Origin of the sequence: Collinsella sp. LCP19S3_D5 (assembly GCF_052121415.1) — a bacterium.
GTDB lineage: Bacteria > Actinomycetota > Coriobacteriia > Coriobacteriales > Coriobacteriaceae > Collinsella.
Window position 1 is genome coordinate 25,977 of the sequence record NZ_JBQKEH010000020.1, and the last position, 12,504, is coordinate 38,480.

General features: G+C 59.1%; 15 protein-coding genes. 12 read left to right on the forward strand and 3 right to left on the reverse strand.

From position 1 onward, the window contains the following. Window position 1 precedes the first annotated feature (1 nt). The 8 genes from pstC to ACTQXO_RS08130 all read left to right on the forward strand — a co-directional run bounded on the left by pstC (window position 2) and on the right by ACTQXO_RS08130 (window position 6,284). Window positions 2-928, forward strand: a complete 927-nt coding sequence (pstC, locus tag ACTQXO_RS08095; RefSeq protein ID WP_441033191.1) for a phosphate ABC transporter permease subunit PstC — start codon at window positions 2-4, stop codon at window positions 926-928. Between the two features lie 3 nt (window positions 929-931). Beyond that, window positions 932-1,837 carry a phosphate ABC transporter permease PstA gene (gene pstA, locus ACTQXO_RS08100; protein WP_427727613.1) on the forward strand — a complete coding sequence of 302 codons (906 nt, stop codon included), beginning with the start codon at window positions 932-934 and terminating at the stop codon, window positions 1,835-1,837. A gap of 12 nt (window positions 1,838-1,849) precedes the next feature. Beyond that, complete coding sequence (gene pstB, locus ACTQXO_RS08105; RefSeq protein WP_089571588.1) at window positions 1,850-2,653, forward strand: phosphate ABC transporter ATP-binding protein PstB; 804 nt, start codon at window positions 1,850-1,852, stop codon at window positions 2,651-2,653. Window positions 2,654-2,745: 92 nt separating this feature from the next. Then, window positions 2,746-3,603 carry a phosphate signaling complex PhoU family protein gene (locus tag ACTQXO_RS08110; RefSeq protein ID WP_427719211.1) on the forward strand — a complete coding sequence of 286 codons (858 nt, stop codon included), beginning with the start codon at window positions 2,746-2,748 and terminating at the stop codon, window positions 3,601-3,603. A gap of 120 nt (window positions 3,604-3,723) precedes the next feature. Then, window positions 3,724-4,461, forward strand: coding sequence for a YggS family pyridoxal phosphate-dependent enzyme (locus ACTQXO_RS08115; RefSeq protein WP_441033186.1), 738 nt, complete (start codon window positions 3,724-3,726; stop codon window positions 4,459-4,461). Between the two features lie 60 nt (window positions 4,462-4,521). After that, window positions 4,522-5,250 (forward strand): cell division protein SepF, encoded by a 729-nt coding sequence (sepF, locus tag ACTQXO_RS08120; protein ID WP_154515266.1) that lies wholly within the window; start codon window positions 4,522-4,524, stop codon window positions 5,248-5,250. A gap of 57 nt (window positions 5,251-5,307) precedes the next feature. After that, complete coding sequence (locus ACTQXO_RS08125; protein WP_154515268.1) at window positions 5,308-5,553, forward strand: YggT family protein; 246 nt, start codon at window positions 5,308-5,310, stop codon at window positions 5,551-5,553. Window positions 5,554-5,615: 62 nt separating this feature from the next. After that, window positions 5,616-6,284: a DivIVA domain-containing protein gene (locus ACTQXO_RS08130; protein WP_154515270.1), complete on the forward strand. Its 669-nt coding sequence runs from the start codon at window positions 5,616-5,618 to the stop codon at window positions 6,282-6,284. Window positions 6,285-6,451: 167 nt separating this feature from the next. Here the strand turns inward: ACTQXO_RS08130 and ACTQXO_RS08135 are convergent, their stop codons facing one another. The 3 genes from ACTQXO_RS08135 to ACTQXO_RS08145 all read right to left on the reverse strand — a co-directional run bounded on the left by ACTQXO_RS08135 (window position 6,452) and on the right by ACTQXO_RS08145 (window position 9,004). Continuing rightward, window positions 6,452-6,982 carry a nitroreductase family protein gene (locus ACTQXO_RS08135; protein WP_154515272.1) on the reverse strand — a complete coding sequence of 177 codons (531 nt, stop codon included), beginning with the start codon at window positions 6,980-6,982 and terminating at the stop codon, window positions 6,452-6,454. Window positions 6,983-7,264: 282 nt separating this feature from the next. Further along, window positions 7,265-7,888, reverse strand: a complete 624-nt coding sequence (locus ACTQXO_RS08140) for a DUF47 domain-containing protein (protein ID WP_427719219.1) — start codon at window positions 7,886-7,888, stop codon at window positions 7,265-7,267. 66 nt (window positions 7,889-7,954) lie between these two features. Continuing rightward, window positions 7,955-9,004 carry an inorganic phosphate transporter gene (locus ACTQXO_RS08145; RefSeq protein ID WP_427719222.1) on the reverse strand — a complete coding sequence of 350 codons (1,050 nt, stop codon included), beginning with the start codon at window positions 9,002-9,004 and terminating at the stop codon, window positions 7,955-7,957. Between the two features lie 249 nt (window positions 9,005-9,253). Between ACTQXO_RS08145 and ACTQXO_RS08150 the strand changes: the two genes are divergently transcribed. The 4 genes from ACTQXO_RS08150 to ACTQXO_RS08165 all read left to right on the forward strand — a co-directional run bounded on the left by ACTQXO_RS08150 (window position 9,254) and on the right by ACTQXO_RS08165 (window position 12,364). After that, window positions 9,254-9,592: a hypothetical protein gene (locus ACTQXO_RS08150; protein WP_154515278.1), complete on the forward strand. Its 339-nt coding sequence runs from the start codon at window positions 9,254-9,256 to the stop codon at window positions 9,590-9,592. An 80-nt stretch (window positions 9,593-9,672) separates the two neighbouring features. Beyond that, on the forward strand, window positions 9,673-10,368 hold the full coding sequence (locus ACTQXO_RS08155) for a Bax inhibitor-1 family protein (RefSeq protein WP_154515280.1): 696 nt from the start codon (window positions 9,673-9,675) through the stop codon (window positions 10,366-10,368). Window positions 10,369-10,504: 136 nt separating this feature from the next. Beyond that, on the forward strand, window positions 10,505-11,620 hold the full coding sequence (locus ACTQXO_RS08160; protein WP_441033179.1) for a TIGR02452 family protein: 1,116 nt from the start codon (window positions 10,505-10,507) through the stop codon (window positions 11,618-11,620). An 84-nt stretch (window positions 11,621-11,704) separates the two neighbouring features. Then, on the forward strand, window positions 11,705-12,364 hold the full coding sequence (locus tag ACTQXO_RS08165) for an SGNH/GDSL hydrolase family protein (protein ID WP_441033176.1): 660 nt from the start codon (window positions 11,705-11,707) through the stop codon (window positions 12,362-12,364). Window positions 12,365-12,504 lie beyond the last annotated feature (140 nt).

The following is a 12,504-nucleotide window of genomic DNA, read 5'->3' on the forward strand; positions in this document are numbered from 1 at the left end:
CATGGAAGCACAGGAAACCCCCCAGATTGAGCGAGAGGCTCAGGCGCCCAAAAAGCGTGAGTTGGCGTTGGTGTCGCGCAGCACCTATCTCAAAGAGAAGGCGCTGCAGTGGATCTTCTTTGCTTGCGCGTTCTTGGCGGTCGTCACCGTCATCCTGATTTTTGTCTTTACCACGTACTCGGCGTTGCCCGTCTTTACCGACATCGGTCTGGCGGACTTCTTTAGCTTTACGTGGGCGCCCTCCGAGGGCCATTACGGCATCATGTCGCTGCTGGCGGGCTCTGGTCTGGTGACGGTCGGTGCGCTCGCCATGGGTGTGCCCCTGGGTGTGGGCACGGCCGTGTATCTGGTCGAGATCGCCGGCAAGCGCGTGCGCAGTCTCATCAGCCCCGCCGTCGACCTGCTGGCGGGTATCCCCTCCATCATCTACGGTTTCTTTGGCATGGTCATCATCCGTCCGTTTATCGCGCAGCTGACCGGTGGTCTTGGCTTTGGTGCGCTGACAGCGTGGCTCGTGCTCGCCATCATGATCGTTCCCACCATCACCACGCTCACCATCGATGCCCTCAATTCCATTCCCATGGGCATTCGCGAGGCATCCTATGCCATGGGTGCCACCAAGTGGCAGACCATCTACAAGGTCGTGCTGCCTGCAGCCAAGTTGGGCATCGTCGATGCGATTGTCTTGGGCATGGGTCGTGCCATCGGTGAGACCATGGCCGTGCTCATGGTCGTTGGCAACGCTCCGGTCATCCCGGACAGCATCTCGAGCCCCATCTCGACGCTCACGAGCCAGATCGCGCTCGACATGAGCTATTCCTCGGGCCTGCACCGCTCGGCTCTGTTTGGCATGGGCGTGGTCCTGTTTATCATTTCCGCCGCATTGGTGGGCATCGTCCGTCTGATCTCCAAGAAGAAGAGGGGGTAGGCTATGTCCGATTCCGTTGACACGACGGTCGATACGACCTCGTCGCGCGAACGCATCAAGCGTGCCCTTTCCCATGGTAAGAAGGGCCGCATCAACAAAGATCTGTCCAACAAGATTATGCTCGGCGTGTTTCGCGCCGCGGCCTATATCACCACGCTGGTGCTGGTCGCCATCATCGCCTACGTAGTTATCAACGGTCTGCCGCACATCTCACTCGACTTTATATTTGGCTGGCCGCAGGGCGTAAACGCCGAGGGCGGCATTTGGCCCACTATCGTCTCGACCGTCTACGTGACGGCGCTCGCCATGCTCATCTGCACGCCGGTTGCCGTCTTGGCTGCGGTCTATCTGGCTGAATATGCTAAGCAGGGCAAGGTTGTCGACATCATTCGCTATGCTGCCGATGCCCTGGCCTCGGTGCCCTCCATTGTTATGGGCCTTTTTGGCTACGCCTTGTTTGTCGAGGCCATGGGCCTGGGTCTTTCGATGGTTTCGGCCGCCCTGGCGCTCGCACTTCTGATGCTGCCCATTGTCATGCGTACCACCGAGGAGGCAATCCGCGCCGTTCCGCGCTATATCCGTTGGGGCGCATATGGCCTGGGTGCCACCAAGTGGCAGGTCGTCTCCAAGATCGTGCTTCCTTCGGCTTTTGGTCGCATCGCCACCGGCATCGTACTTGCCATCGGCCGCGCCATCGGCGAGACCGCCGTGGTGCTCTACACCATGGGCCAGGCCATCAACCTGCCCATTTCGCCGCTCGATTCCGGTCGCCCCATGACCGTTCACCTTTATCTGCTTGCCAATGACGGCATCAACATGAACGCAGCCTACGGCACCGCGCTTTTGCTGATGGCGATTATTCTGGCCTTCAACCTGTTTGCGCGTTATCTGTCGCGCAAGCGCCGCTAGTTAAGGAGTCCCATGTCCGTCTATCAGTCCGCTCCCACGCTGGAGCAAGCGGCCATCACGGCCAAGGATTTCAACTTTTGGTACGGTGACTTTCATGCGCTGACGGGGCTCGACCTCAACATCGCCAAAAACGCCATTACCTCGTTTATCGGCCCTTCGGGCTGCGGCAAATCGACGTTTTTGCGCTGTATCAACCGTATGAACGACCTTATCGAGGGCACTCGCGTCGAGGGCACCATGACGCTCGACGGCAACGATATCTATGCCGAGGGCGTCGACCCAGTCGACCTTCGCCGCCGCGTGGGCATGATTTTTCAGCAGCCCAACCCGTTCCCTAAATCCATCTACGAGAATGTTGCTTTTGGCCCTCGTCTGCAGGGCGTGACTAGCAAAAGCGACCTCGATGACATCGTGGAAGAATCGCTCAAGCGCGCCAACCTCTGGAAAGAGGTATCCAATCAGCTCAACAAGGATGGTTTGGCGCTTTCGGGCGGTCAGCAGCAGCGTCTGTGCATCGCGCGTGTGCTCGCGGTGCAGCCCGATGTCCTTCTGATGGACGAGCCCTGCTCCGCCATCGACCCCACGTCCGTCTCCAAGGTCGAGGATCTGATGGCCGAGCTGGCGCCCGAGATGACGATCATCATCGTCACACATTCAATGCAGCAGGCAGCTCGCATTAGCGACTACACCGCCTTCTTCTTGCAGGAGGTTGCCGGCGAGCCCGCCACGCTCATCGAGTATGGTCAAACCGACGCGATCTTCACCAGCCCGGTGGATTCGCGGACGGAAGACTATATCACCGGCCGCTTTGGCTGATCGGTGCGACTAGTCCCAAGCCGATCGGACCTGGTCCGGTGCGTATTCACTGTGCGGGCGGCATGACCGCACCCAACTGATTGGAGTGAACCATGCGCAAACTGTTTTCCCGTCAGCTCGTCGAGGCTCGTCACGAGATGTTGAGCATCTACGAGGCTGTAGACCTGGCTCTTCACGACGCCGTGAAGGCCTATGTGACCGACGACCGCAAGCTCGCCACCAAGACCAAGAAGCGCACGCTTTCGATTGACGCGCGCTGCGCCAACCTGGAGGCCGTGTGCTACAACCTGATCGCTACGCAGTCGCCGGTCGCCTCCGACTTCCGTTTGCTGCAGACAATCATCTACGTCGACTTTAACCTGCAGCGCATGACCGATAAGGTTCGCCAGATCTGCCGCGCCACGCGTCATATGGTCAAGGCCGATATCTCGCTGCCCCAGGAGCTCGTCGGTACGGTTGAGGCCGAGGCCGAAGCCGTATACCAGGTGCTGGGCTCGTCGCTTTCCGCGCTCGTCACCAACGACATGTCCATCATCTGCAACTTGGCCGTCGAGGACGAGCCGGTGCATGCGGCCTATGAGAAGTTCTTCCGTACCTTCAACCGCATGGACGCGGGCGAGTTTATGGACGACGACAGCAACTATGACGATCTGCGCCGCGCCATCATGGTTTCACGCTACCTCGATCGCATCGCCTCGATTTCCATCGATGCCGCCTGCCGTCTGACCTTCCTTTTGACCGGCCAGCGCATGAACGCCGGCGATATCGCCCGTACGGACGAGGATGAGCTCGAGAGCATGCGCGTACCTTCGGGCGAGGGCGTCATCATGAGGCCCGCTGTCGATGCGCGCTTTGTTGCCAAGGTGCCCGCTAACGAGGTGAGCGAGGGTCTTCGCTACCTGCTCGAGCACCTCGAGGACGAGGACGATACCGAGGATGACGAGGAGTAGGGTAGCTCCGTTCGTCGAAAGATTGTAAATACCTAAGTGAGCGCGGCCTTGCACATGCAGGGCCGCGCTCTTGCGTTAGCATGGGACTACTTGTATGGCTGTTAGCGGAGGCGATTGGCAATGGATAATTATTTGAACGTGATGCGCGCTCGCCGCGAGCAGATTCTCGAACGCTTTTATGCCGCACTCGATCGCGCGGGGCGTCCACACAATGCCGCACGTCTGATTGCCGTCTCCAAGACCGTTGGCGTCGATGAGACCGTTGCCGCCATCCAGGCAGGGTATCGTCATTTTGCCGAGAACCGTCCGCAGGAGCTTGTTCGCAAGCTTGCGGGGCTGGCGGAGCATCCAGAGCTGCCCGAGGTGCGCTTCGATATGATCGGTAATCTTCAGACCAACAAGGTCAATGCGGTGCTGGGTGCGGCCGAGCTGATTCATTCGGTAGGGTCGCTTCATTTGGCGCAGGCTATCTCGAGCCGTGCCGTCCGCAAGATTGAGGCGGGCGAGCTTGCCGGTCCTCAGCATGTGCTGATCGAGGTCAATGTAAGCGGCGAGGAGTCCAAGGGCGGCTTTTCGCCCGATGAGGTTCGTGCCGCGGCTGGCGAGCTTGCGGAGCTTGAGGGAATTTGCGTGCAGGGGCTTATGACCATGGCGCCCCGGGGGAATAAGGATGTGGCACGCCGCACCTTTGCCGGGCTGCGTGAGTTGAGGGATGAGCTGGAGACGGCACACCCCGATCTGTGTCTGCCTGAGCTATCTTGTGGCATGAGCGAGGACTTTGAGCCTGCCCTTGAGGAAGGCTCGACGCTTGTTCGCCTGGGCAGGGTAGTATTTAGCCCGGAGTTTGAAGTAAAATAAGAGCTTGAAGTGCGCGCTGATTATCAGAGCGCCTGCATTAGACCGTGAGAGGACACAACCATGGGTTTCCTTGACGAAATTAAAAATAAAATGCACCTAGGCGGCCAGCAGGGTTATGACCAGGGTTATGGCCAGGATGATGACTACGGTTACGATGACGGCTATGACGACGGCTATCAGAACAACGGCTACAGCGGTGCTTCGGGCGAGGGCTTCTACACGCAAGATGAACCGAGCAATGGACTGCTGGGGCAGACACGCCGCGGAGAGGCTGAGTCGGTTGCTGTGTACACGCGTTCCGGTCAACTGATCGGCGACGACTCCCGTCACGCTACGACGTACAATCCGCCTTCGCGCTCTCAGGATGCCGCTGCGGGCGGTTATCGTCCCGGCGCCTATGACACGCCGTCAAGCTACGCCGAGAACGCTCGGGTCCGCGCGGCCGCTGTGCCCGCCCCTGCTTCAACGCCGAGCGATGCCTCTGCCTATGCGAGCAATATCATCAACGCCACGCCTCAGTTGCCGGCCTACGTTCTTCGTCCGGAGAGCTATGACGACGTGGAGACGGTCGTGCGCCGCGTGCGTACCAAGCAGCCTGTCGCGCTGATCTTTGTGGGCGTTCGCACCGAGGTCGCCAAACGCGTCCTGGACTTTAGCTATGGCTTTGCCTGCGGCCTGGGCGCTTCGGTCAAAGAAGTGGGCGATCGCGTGTTTATGGTGCTGCCCGCCGGCTGCGAGGTCAAGGATTCGGATCTCAAGAAGCTTCGCGCCGACGGCTATCTCAAGTAAAGACAAGGCGAGGAGATTCCCATCAACATCTACACCATCGTTCAGCTTGTCAACACGCTGTTTAATTTTTATTCCACGTTGATTGTGGTCTACTGCTTTATGACGTGGATTCCCATGAAGCAGGGTGGTTTGCTACAGGATATCGCGGCGGTGCTCGACAGCGTTTGCGGCCCTTGGCTCAACCTGTTTCGCCGGTTTATGCCGCCGATGGGCGGTATCGATTTTTCACCGGTCGTTGCGATTATTGCGTTGCAGTTGGTGCAGAAGCTTATTCTGCAGCTACTTATAGGTATACTCGTATAGGACTGGCTCAGTAACCTATGTCGGGCGCTTAGCGCCAAGGCGAAGATAAAGGAGAACTTGTTATGGCTATTACCCCTGCTGACATTCAGGCTCAGACCTTCTCTGAGGCCAAGCGCGGCTACGATCCCGCCGAGGTCGACGTTTTCCTGGAGACCCTGTCCTCTGAGGTCGACGCCATGCTGGCGAAGATCGTGGACCTCAAGGGCCGTCTGACCGCCACCGAGCAGCAGCTTGCCGATACGCAGGCTCAGCTTGCGCAGGCCCAGGATTCTGCCGCTCAGGCTGCCCCTGTCGCCACTCCCGCTCCCGATTTCTCCGCTCAGGAGCGTCAGATTTCCGCCGCTCTCATTGCGGCTCAGCAGACCGCCGAGGCGATTGTCAACGACGCTAACGAGAATGCTGACCGCATCCGCAACGAGGCCGACGCCAAGGCCCGCGAGGTCATCCGTCAGGCCCTGACCGAGAAGCAGGCCGAGCTCGAGGAGATTGACCGTCTGAAGGCTTCCCGCGAGGAGTTCAAGGCCGAGTATCTCAAGCTCATTCAGCACTTTATGGACGATGCTCAGAATTCCTTCCCGGCCGATCTGCTGGCTTCTACGCCGGTTGGTTCCGCGGCTTCTCCTGCTGTGACCATGCCTGCCGCCGAGCCGCTGCCTGTCGCTGATCCGGTTGTCCCCGTGGCCGACCCCTTCGCCCCGATTGACAACTTTGCCGCGGACGACCTGGACTAGCGCTAAAACTACAATCTAGCCCCTTAGAAGGAGCTCGAGCTTGCGAGCTCCTTTTTTGTAGCTGTATACGGGTTGGGAAACAAAACGCCGAGCTCTGCGTGCGATAGGGCAGAACTCGGCGAACGTTTGAGCGGTAAAAGGTAGATTTTAGGGCATGGGCCAAAAAACTACTTGAGGAGGAAATTGGATAGGGGAATTGTGCGGGCCTCGCGATGCTCGGGGTCGGCGATATGGTCGGCGGGATAGCCGCAGACGAGCATGTGGTAGGGATAAACGCCCTCGGGCAGGTTGAACTGCTCGCGGGCTAGCTCGGGCTTAAAATGGCATACCCAGCACGTTCCCAGGCCCTGTTCCTCGGCCTCCATCATCATCTGATCGCAAACAATCGAGGTGTCGATAGCGCTGGAGTTCATCTGGTCATAGGGACGCACCCAAGCATCGTTGGTAACGCTGCAAACGAGAAAGATGAGCGGAGCGCCAAAGATGGACCCATCACGAGCAAACCGAGGCTGACAAGCAGCTGCCTTTTCCAGAAGCTCAGGCGTATCCAACACCATCACACGGGTTGGATGATTATTGCAAGCAGAAGGAGCAATGCGCCCAGCCTCAACAATGGTATCCACCACAGCCTGCTCAACAGAACGATCCTCAAACAAACGACAAGAATACCGAGACCGAGCCAGATCCATATACGACATACAAGCCCTCCAACAATTAAAAATCAAACAAACCCAAAGTAACCCAAAGAGTACCCAAAGCAGCAATCAGTCAAACGCTCACCAAGGGCCAAAGTGTCCGAGCGGGTACCAAAGGGCCCTTCAGCCAAACCCCCATTGCGCTAAAACTATCAGCCAAAGTTCCAATGGTGGTACGTAAGGCGAAGGGCCGGCACCTGTTTACTTTCGAACGACTCTGCTACGCAGCCGGAGTGAGAAAGCAAACAGGTGCCGGCCCTTCGCCGGTGGGATACGTACCCCCAATTAACTGTTCTTCATGACAATCGAATCCACGACATCGGCCACATTCTCGCAGCAGTCGGCGCAGTACTCCAAGAAGGCGTACACGTCACGCCAGGCGATGACCTCGAGCGGGTCCTTGCCGTTGACGTGCAGGTTACGCATGGCGTTGATGTAGAGTTCGTCGGCCTCGGACTCGATGGTGTTGATCTGGATGACGAGCTCGCGCAGCGTTTTGGACTTGCGGTAGTTGGGCAACTCGACCATCAGGTCCTTCATGGCGCGGCAGGCGTCGGTCACCTTGTGGGCGATCACGATGGCATCGGGGTGGATGCTCTGGATGTTGGTGAAGTAGAGGCGCTGCACGACACCCTCAATACGGTCGAGCACGGTATCGAGCGAGCAGCTCATTAGGTTAAGGTCCTCGCGCTCAAGCGGGGTGATAAAGGCCGTGAGCAGGGCGTCTTCGAGCTCATGGTGCTTCTTGTCTGCTGCATGCTCAATCGCATGCATCTTCTCGAGCATGTCGTGGATCTGCGCGGGGTCAAAGTTCTCAAAAATCTTGGTGAGCAGCTCGGCTGCCTGAACGGCGAAGTCGGCGCAGGCGACGTAGTTGTCAAAGTAGAACGAATCGGGTTTCTTTGCCATGAGTGATCCTTTCGGGGCGAAGACGGGTGGGCGAGGTAATGCGGTCCGGATGGACGTTCGGTTTGACTAGAGGAACATCATGAACAGCCTGGCCATGACAAAGCTGATGAGTCCACAGGCGGGGAAGGTGAAGAACCACGTGAACATCATGTCCTTGACCACGCCGAAGTTGATGGCCGAGAGGCGCTTGACGGCGCCGACGCCCATAATGGCGCAGGTCTTGATGTGCGTGGAGGACACGGGGATACCGGTGAGCGTGGCAAGCAGCAGGTTTGCGGCTCCTGCCAGGTCGGCAGAGAAGCCCTGATACTTCTCAAGCTTAACCATGCTCTGGCCGACGGACTTGATGATACGCTCACCGCCCACGCTGGTGCCGATGCCCATGGTGGCCGAGCACAGCAGCATGATCCAGATGGGGATGCCGGCGTCGCCGACGCCGGTCTGTCCGTTGGCAAAGGCGACACCTAAAAAGAGCACGCCGATGAACTTTTGTCCATCCTGCGCGCCGTGCATAAAGCTCATGGCCGCGGCGCTCGCGATCTGAGCATATTTAAAGAAGACGTTGGCACGTCGCCTGTTGGCGGCGGCGAAAAGAATCGAGACGAGCTTGCACAGGACCCAGCCCATGACAAAGCCCAGACCGATGGAGAGCGCCAGGCCGTAGATGACCTTCATCCACTCGTGGACATTGACGCTGCTGGCGCCGCCGAGGGCGATGGCAGCGCCGGTCAGGCCGGCGATGAGGCTGTGGCTCTGCGAGGTGGGGATGCCAAAACGCGATGCCGTGGCGCCGTAGACGACGATGGAGAACAGGGCCGCGCAGAGGCACGCGAGCGCCATGGTGCTGTTTCCGCCAAAGTCGACGATATGGGAGATGGTGTTGGCAACGCTGGCATTAAAGTGCGTCATGATGAGCACGCCCAAAAAGTTGAACGCGGCACTCATGAGAATGGCGGCGCGGGCGGGCATGCAACGCGTGGTGACACAGGTCGCGATGGCGTTGGGCGCGTCGGTCCATCCGTTGACGAAGATGGCGCCGAGCGCGAGGAACACGGTGACGGCAAGGACTGGGTTCGAAACAAGTTGGCCGAGGAAGGCTGAGAACGTTACGTCCATATATGGGCTTTCTCGAAGTTTGCAGAAACGTTACAAAAACATGATAAATCGTATCACCTCCTGCGGGTTTCTTTACCGAGTTCTGACGGGAGAAGTGAATTTTTTGGCACTAAAATTGAATATTAGCCCTGTTGACCGCGGGTGTTCTTTTTGCTAACACGCCGTGAGGACACGTGCGCTCGCTCCGACACCCCAAAACCACAGTCTGTTCGCTTTACAATATGCAAACATGCGTTCGATAATAGGGGCATGGAATATCGACAGACAGATGGCAAAACTCGGCGCGTGCACAAGCAGTATGTGGACGTCGTGGCCCGCATCCTCGCGGGCGGACAAGTTGTGCCGGTTACCGTCTGCTGGGTCGACGGTCGCTGCTTTACGATTGACGAGATTGTCTCGTCTACCGGTTTTGGCCTGACGGTTCACGGCATTCGTACGGCAACCTATAAGGTTCGTTTTGGCGGACATACGACCGAGCTGTATCTGGAAGACCAGGCGCGTGAGCGACCGGATGGCTCGCAGGCTCATCTGATGCGGTGGTGGGTGTGGGCGTTCGACCGCACACTCGAGAGTGAGCGCCGCGGGTAAGAGCGCGCGCCATTCGGGTACAATGGCAGGAATCTTGTCACCTACGGCGCTGTCGCGGCGCTTTTTGAAAGGACGAAATTATGAACGATATCCAGGGCTATCAGAACGGCCCCATCGAGACCGGCGCAAGCCGTGCCAAGGAGATGTCGCCGCGCGCGTACAACCTTGCCATGTCTGCCCTGATCTTTTTGGGTTTTTGCGCTATGGGCGCTGGCGCCTACTTTACGGGCACCATGTCGTTTGCGCGCATGATGATGAGTGGCGCCGCCCTGCCGCTGGTCTTTGGCTCGTTTATCCTGACCATTGTCGGCATCGTCATGATGTCGGCCGCCGCCAGCAAGCAGTCCGTGGGCCTGTCGCTCGCGGGTTACGCGATCTTTGCGAGCACCTTTGGTCTGACCGCGTCGTTTGGCCTTGCCAACTACGACCTGCCCACCATCAACACCGCCTTTATCGCCACTGCCGCCATCACCTTTGTCTTTGGCGCACTGGGCGTGACCTTCCCCAAATTCTTCCAGCGTGTGTATGGCATTGGTTTTGGCATTCTGCTTGCCACGATTCTGGTCGAGATCGTGCTGATGTTCATGGGCGTCTCGCAGACCATCACCGACCTGATCGTGATTGTGGTGTTCGCCGGCTTTATTGGCTACGACACCTATGTGGCCACGACGGTGCCGCCCACGCTGCCCAACGCCGTGCTCATGGCGTCCAACCTGTTCGTGGACATTATCAACGTGTTCCTGCGCATCCTGAACATCCTTGGTCGTCGCGACTAGTGCCAGATTGCAGCGGTGCTTGCCGCGCGCAAATCAATGCGAAAGGCGGTCCTTCGGGGCCGCCTTTTTTGTACGCGGCGGGGTATCATGGATGGGAAAAGCCGATAGCGGCAGCGACCGAGAAAGGTGACCACTTATGGCAGACGTCGACAACAGGAACCGTAACCGTAGGCCCAACCGCGCGGGACAGCCCAATCCCAAGCGCGAGGCCCGTGCCAAGGCCGCCGAGCGTCACGTGGCGACTGTGTCCGAAGCGTGCGCAAAGGATATCGAGCGCTCGCTTGCCGGCGTGCGCGAGTTCGAGGGCATGCCTGCCGGATTTGTCGCGGCGATGAAGGCTAAGGCCCAGGTGGCTGCTGCCGAAGAGCAGGTTGCCGATGAGTCTGAGGCCGCCGAGGTTGTGCCTGCCGAGACCGAGGTCGTGGCCGAGCCTGTGCCCGCAGAGGAAGCCACGGAGACCGAGCCCGCGCCTGCTGCCGAGGAGCCCGCTCCGGTCCTGCCCGAGGTCACCGTGCTCGACGCCTCTGCCACGCAGGCCATTCTGGATAACGGCCGAGGCTACGCGCAGTTCTGCGACATGGCCGTGCTCGCCTTTGCCTCGTTCACCAACCCGGGCGGCGGCTACATCCAGGGTTATCTGGGTCAGGAGGCCACGCTCTGTGCCGATTCGTATCTGTACAACGTTCTCGATAAGCAGCGCAAATGGTACGGCGAGAACCGTCGCCGCAACATCAACTGCGAGCTTTACCGCAACCGTGCGCTGGTGGTGCCCGCGGTGCGCTTCGACCGCAACCACGTGCATGCGTATGCCGACGTGATCGTGGCCGCCGCGCCCAACGCCAAGCGCGCTCGCCAGGAGTATCGCGTGGGTGACGATGCCCTGCTGGACGCCCTGCGCGATCGCATCCGCTTTGTGCTTGCCATCTGCGACGAGCTGGGTCGCGAGAAGCTCGTGCTGGGCGCTTGGGGCTGCGACAACAACGGCTTTGGCGCCGAGGCCGTGGCCGAGCTCTTCCGCAAGGAGCTCGCATCGGGCGACTTTAAGGTCAAGCAGGTCTTTTTTGCCGTGCCCTCTACGCGCTGGGACGAAGATTTTGCCAAGTTCGAGCACGTGCTGGCAAACTTCCCCGAGCGCAACGAGGAGTCCTATGCCCAGGTTGCCGCTCGCGCTGCGGCTGTCCGCGCCGCCGAGCAGGCCCAGGCTGCCGCCGAGGACGATGAAGACGATGACGATTGGCGCAAGTACCTGTAATCGGTATGTGCTGACAGATAGGTCGATCCGGCGGGAGAGACTGCTCCCGCCGACTTTTTCTTTTTACTAGAGGAAGGGCTTACGATGAAAAACGTTCTATGCTTTGGCGACAGCAATACCTACGGCTATGATCCGGCGGGCATGCGCGACGGCACCGCGGTACGCTATGCGCACGATGTGCGCTGGTGCGGCGTGGCCCAGCGCGACCTGGGCGAGGGCTGGCACGTGATTGAGGAAGGCCTCAACGGCCGCACGACGGTACGCGACGACATGTGCCATCTGGACACTAATCTCAACGGCATCCGCGCGTTGCCGATGCTGCTCGAGGCTCATAAGCCGCTGGATGCGATCGTGATTATGCTGGGCACCAACGACTGCAAGACGGTCTTTAGCGTGGGGGCTGCCGATATCGCTGACGGTGCCATGGCGCTGATTCGCACCGTCCGCGCGTTTCCCTGGACCGAAGCCGCGCCCTGCCCGCGTATTCTGCTGATGGCGCCTATCAAGATTAAACCGCAGATCGCCGATGTGTACATGACCGACTTTGACGAGCGCTCCGTCGAGGCCTCGGAGCATTTTGCCGAATACTATGCGTATGTCGCTGAGCAGTTTGGCTGCGACTTTTTGAATGCCGCTGATTTTGCCGAGCCGGGCGATATCGATTATCTGCACATGATGCCCGAAAGCCACGAGAGCCTGGGCCACGCCGTGGCAGCCAAGCTCCAAGAGATGCTTGGTCAGTAGCGCGACCCCAAACCACCACAAAGGGACAGTGAACTGCCTCCCATTTCTTGGACATCGGGAAATGGGAGGTTTTCCATGAGTATAGACCTCAGGGTGAAGCACGACCTGGAGTCCAGGAGGCGGGCCGTCGAGCTCTTCGA

Coding starts and splice junctions, on each gene's coding strand:
- pstC (WP_441033191.1), top strand. CDS start 2: ATGGAAGCACAGGAAACCCCCCAGATTGAGCGAGAGGCTCAGGCGCCC.
- pstA (WP_427727613.1), top strand. CDS start 932: ATGTCCGATTCCGTTGACACGACGGTCGATACGACCTCGTCGCGCGAA.
- pstB (WP_089571588.1), top strand. CDS start 1,850: ATGTCCGTCTATCAGTCCGCTCCCACGCTGGAGCAAGCGGCCATCACG.
- ACTQXO_RS08110 (WP_427719211.1), top strand. CDS start 2,746: ATGCGCAAACTGTTTTCCCGTCAGCTCGTCGAGGCTCGTCACGAGATG.
- ACTQXO_RS08115 (WP_441033186.1), top strand. CDS start 3,724: ATGGATAATTATTTGAACGTGATGCGCGCTCGCCGCGAGCAGATTCTC.
- sepF (WP_154515266.1), top strand. CDS start 4,522: ATGGGTTTCCTTGACGAAATTAAAAATAAAATGCACCTAGGCGGCCAG.
- ACTQXO_RS08130 (WP_154515270.1), top strand. CDS start 5,616: ATGGCTATTACCCCTGCTGACATTCAGGCTCAGACCTTCTCTGAGGCC.
- ACTQXO_RS08135 (WP_154515272.1), bottom strand. CDS start 6,982: ATGTCGTATATGGATCTGGCTCGGTCTCGGTATTCTTGTCGTTTGTTT.
- ACTQXO_RS08140 (WP_427719219.1), bottom strand. CDS start 7,888: ATGGCAAAGAAACCCGATTCGTTCTACTTTGACAACTACGTCGCCTGC.
- ACTQXO_RS08145 (WP_427719222.1), bottom strand. CDS start 9,004: ATGGACGTAACGTTCTCAGCCTTCCTCGGCCAACTTGTTTCGAACCCA.
- ACTQXO_RS08150 (WP_154515278.1), top strand. CDS start 9,254: ATGGAATATCGACAGACAGATGGCAAAACTCGGCGCGTGCACAAGCAG.
- ACTQXO_RS08155 (WP_154515280.1), top strand. CDS start 9,673: ATGAACGATATCCAGGGCTATCAGAACGGCCCCATCGAGACCGGCGCA.
- ACTQXO_RS08160 (WP_441033179.1), top strand. CDS start 10,505: ATGGCAGACGTCGACAACAGGAACCGTAACCGTAGGCCCAACCGCGCG.
- ACTQXO_RS08165 (WP_441033176.1), top strand. CDS start 11,705: ATGAAAAACGTTCTATGCTTTGGCGACAGCAATACCTACGGCTATGAT.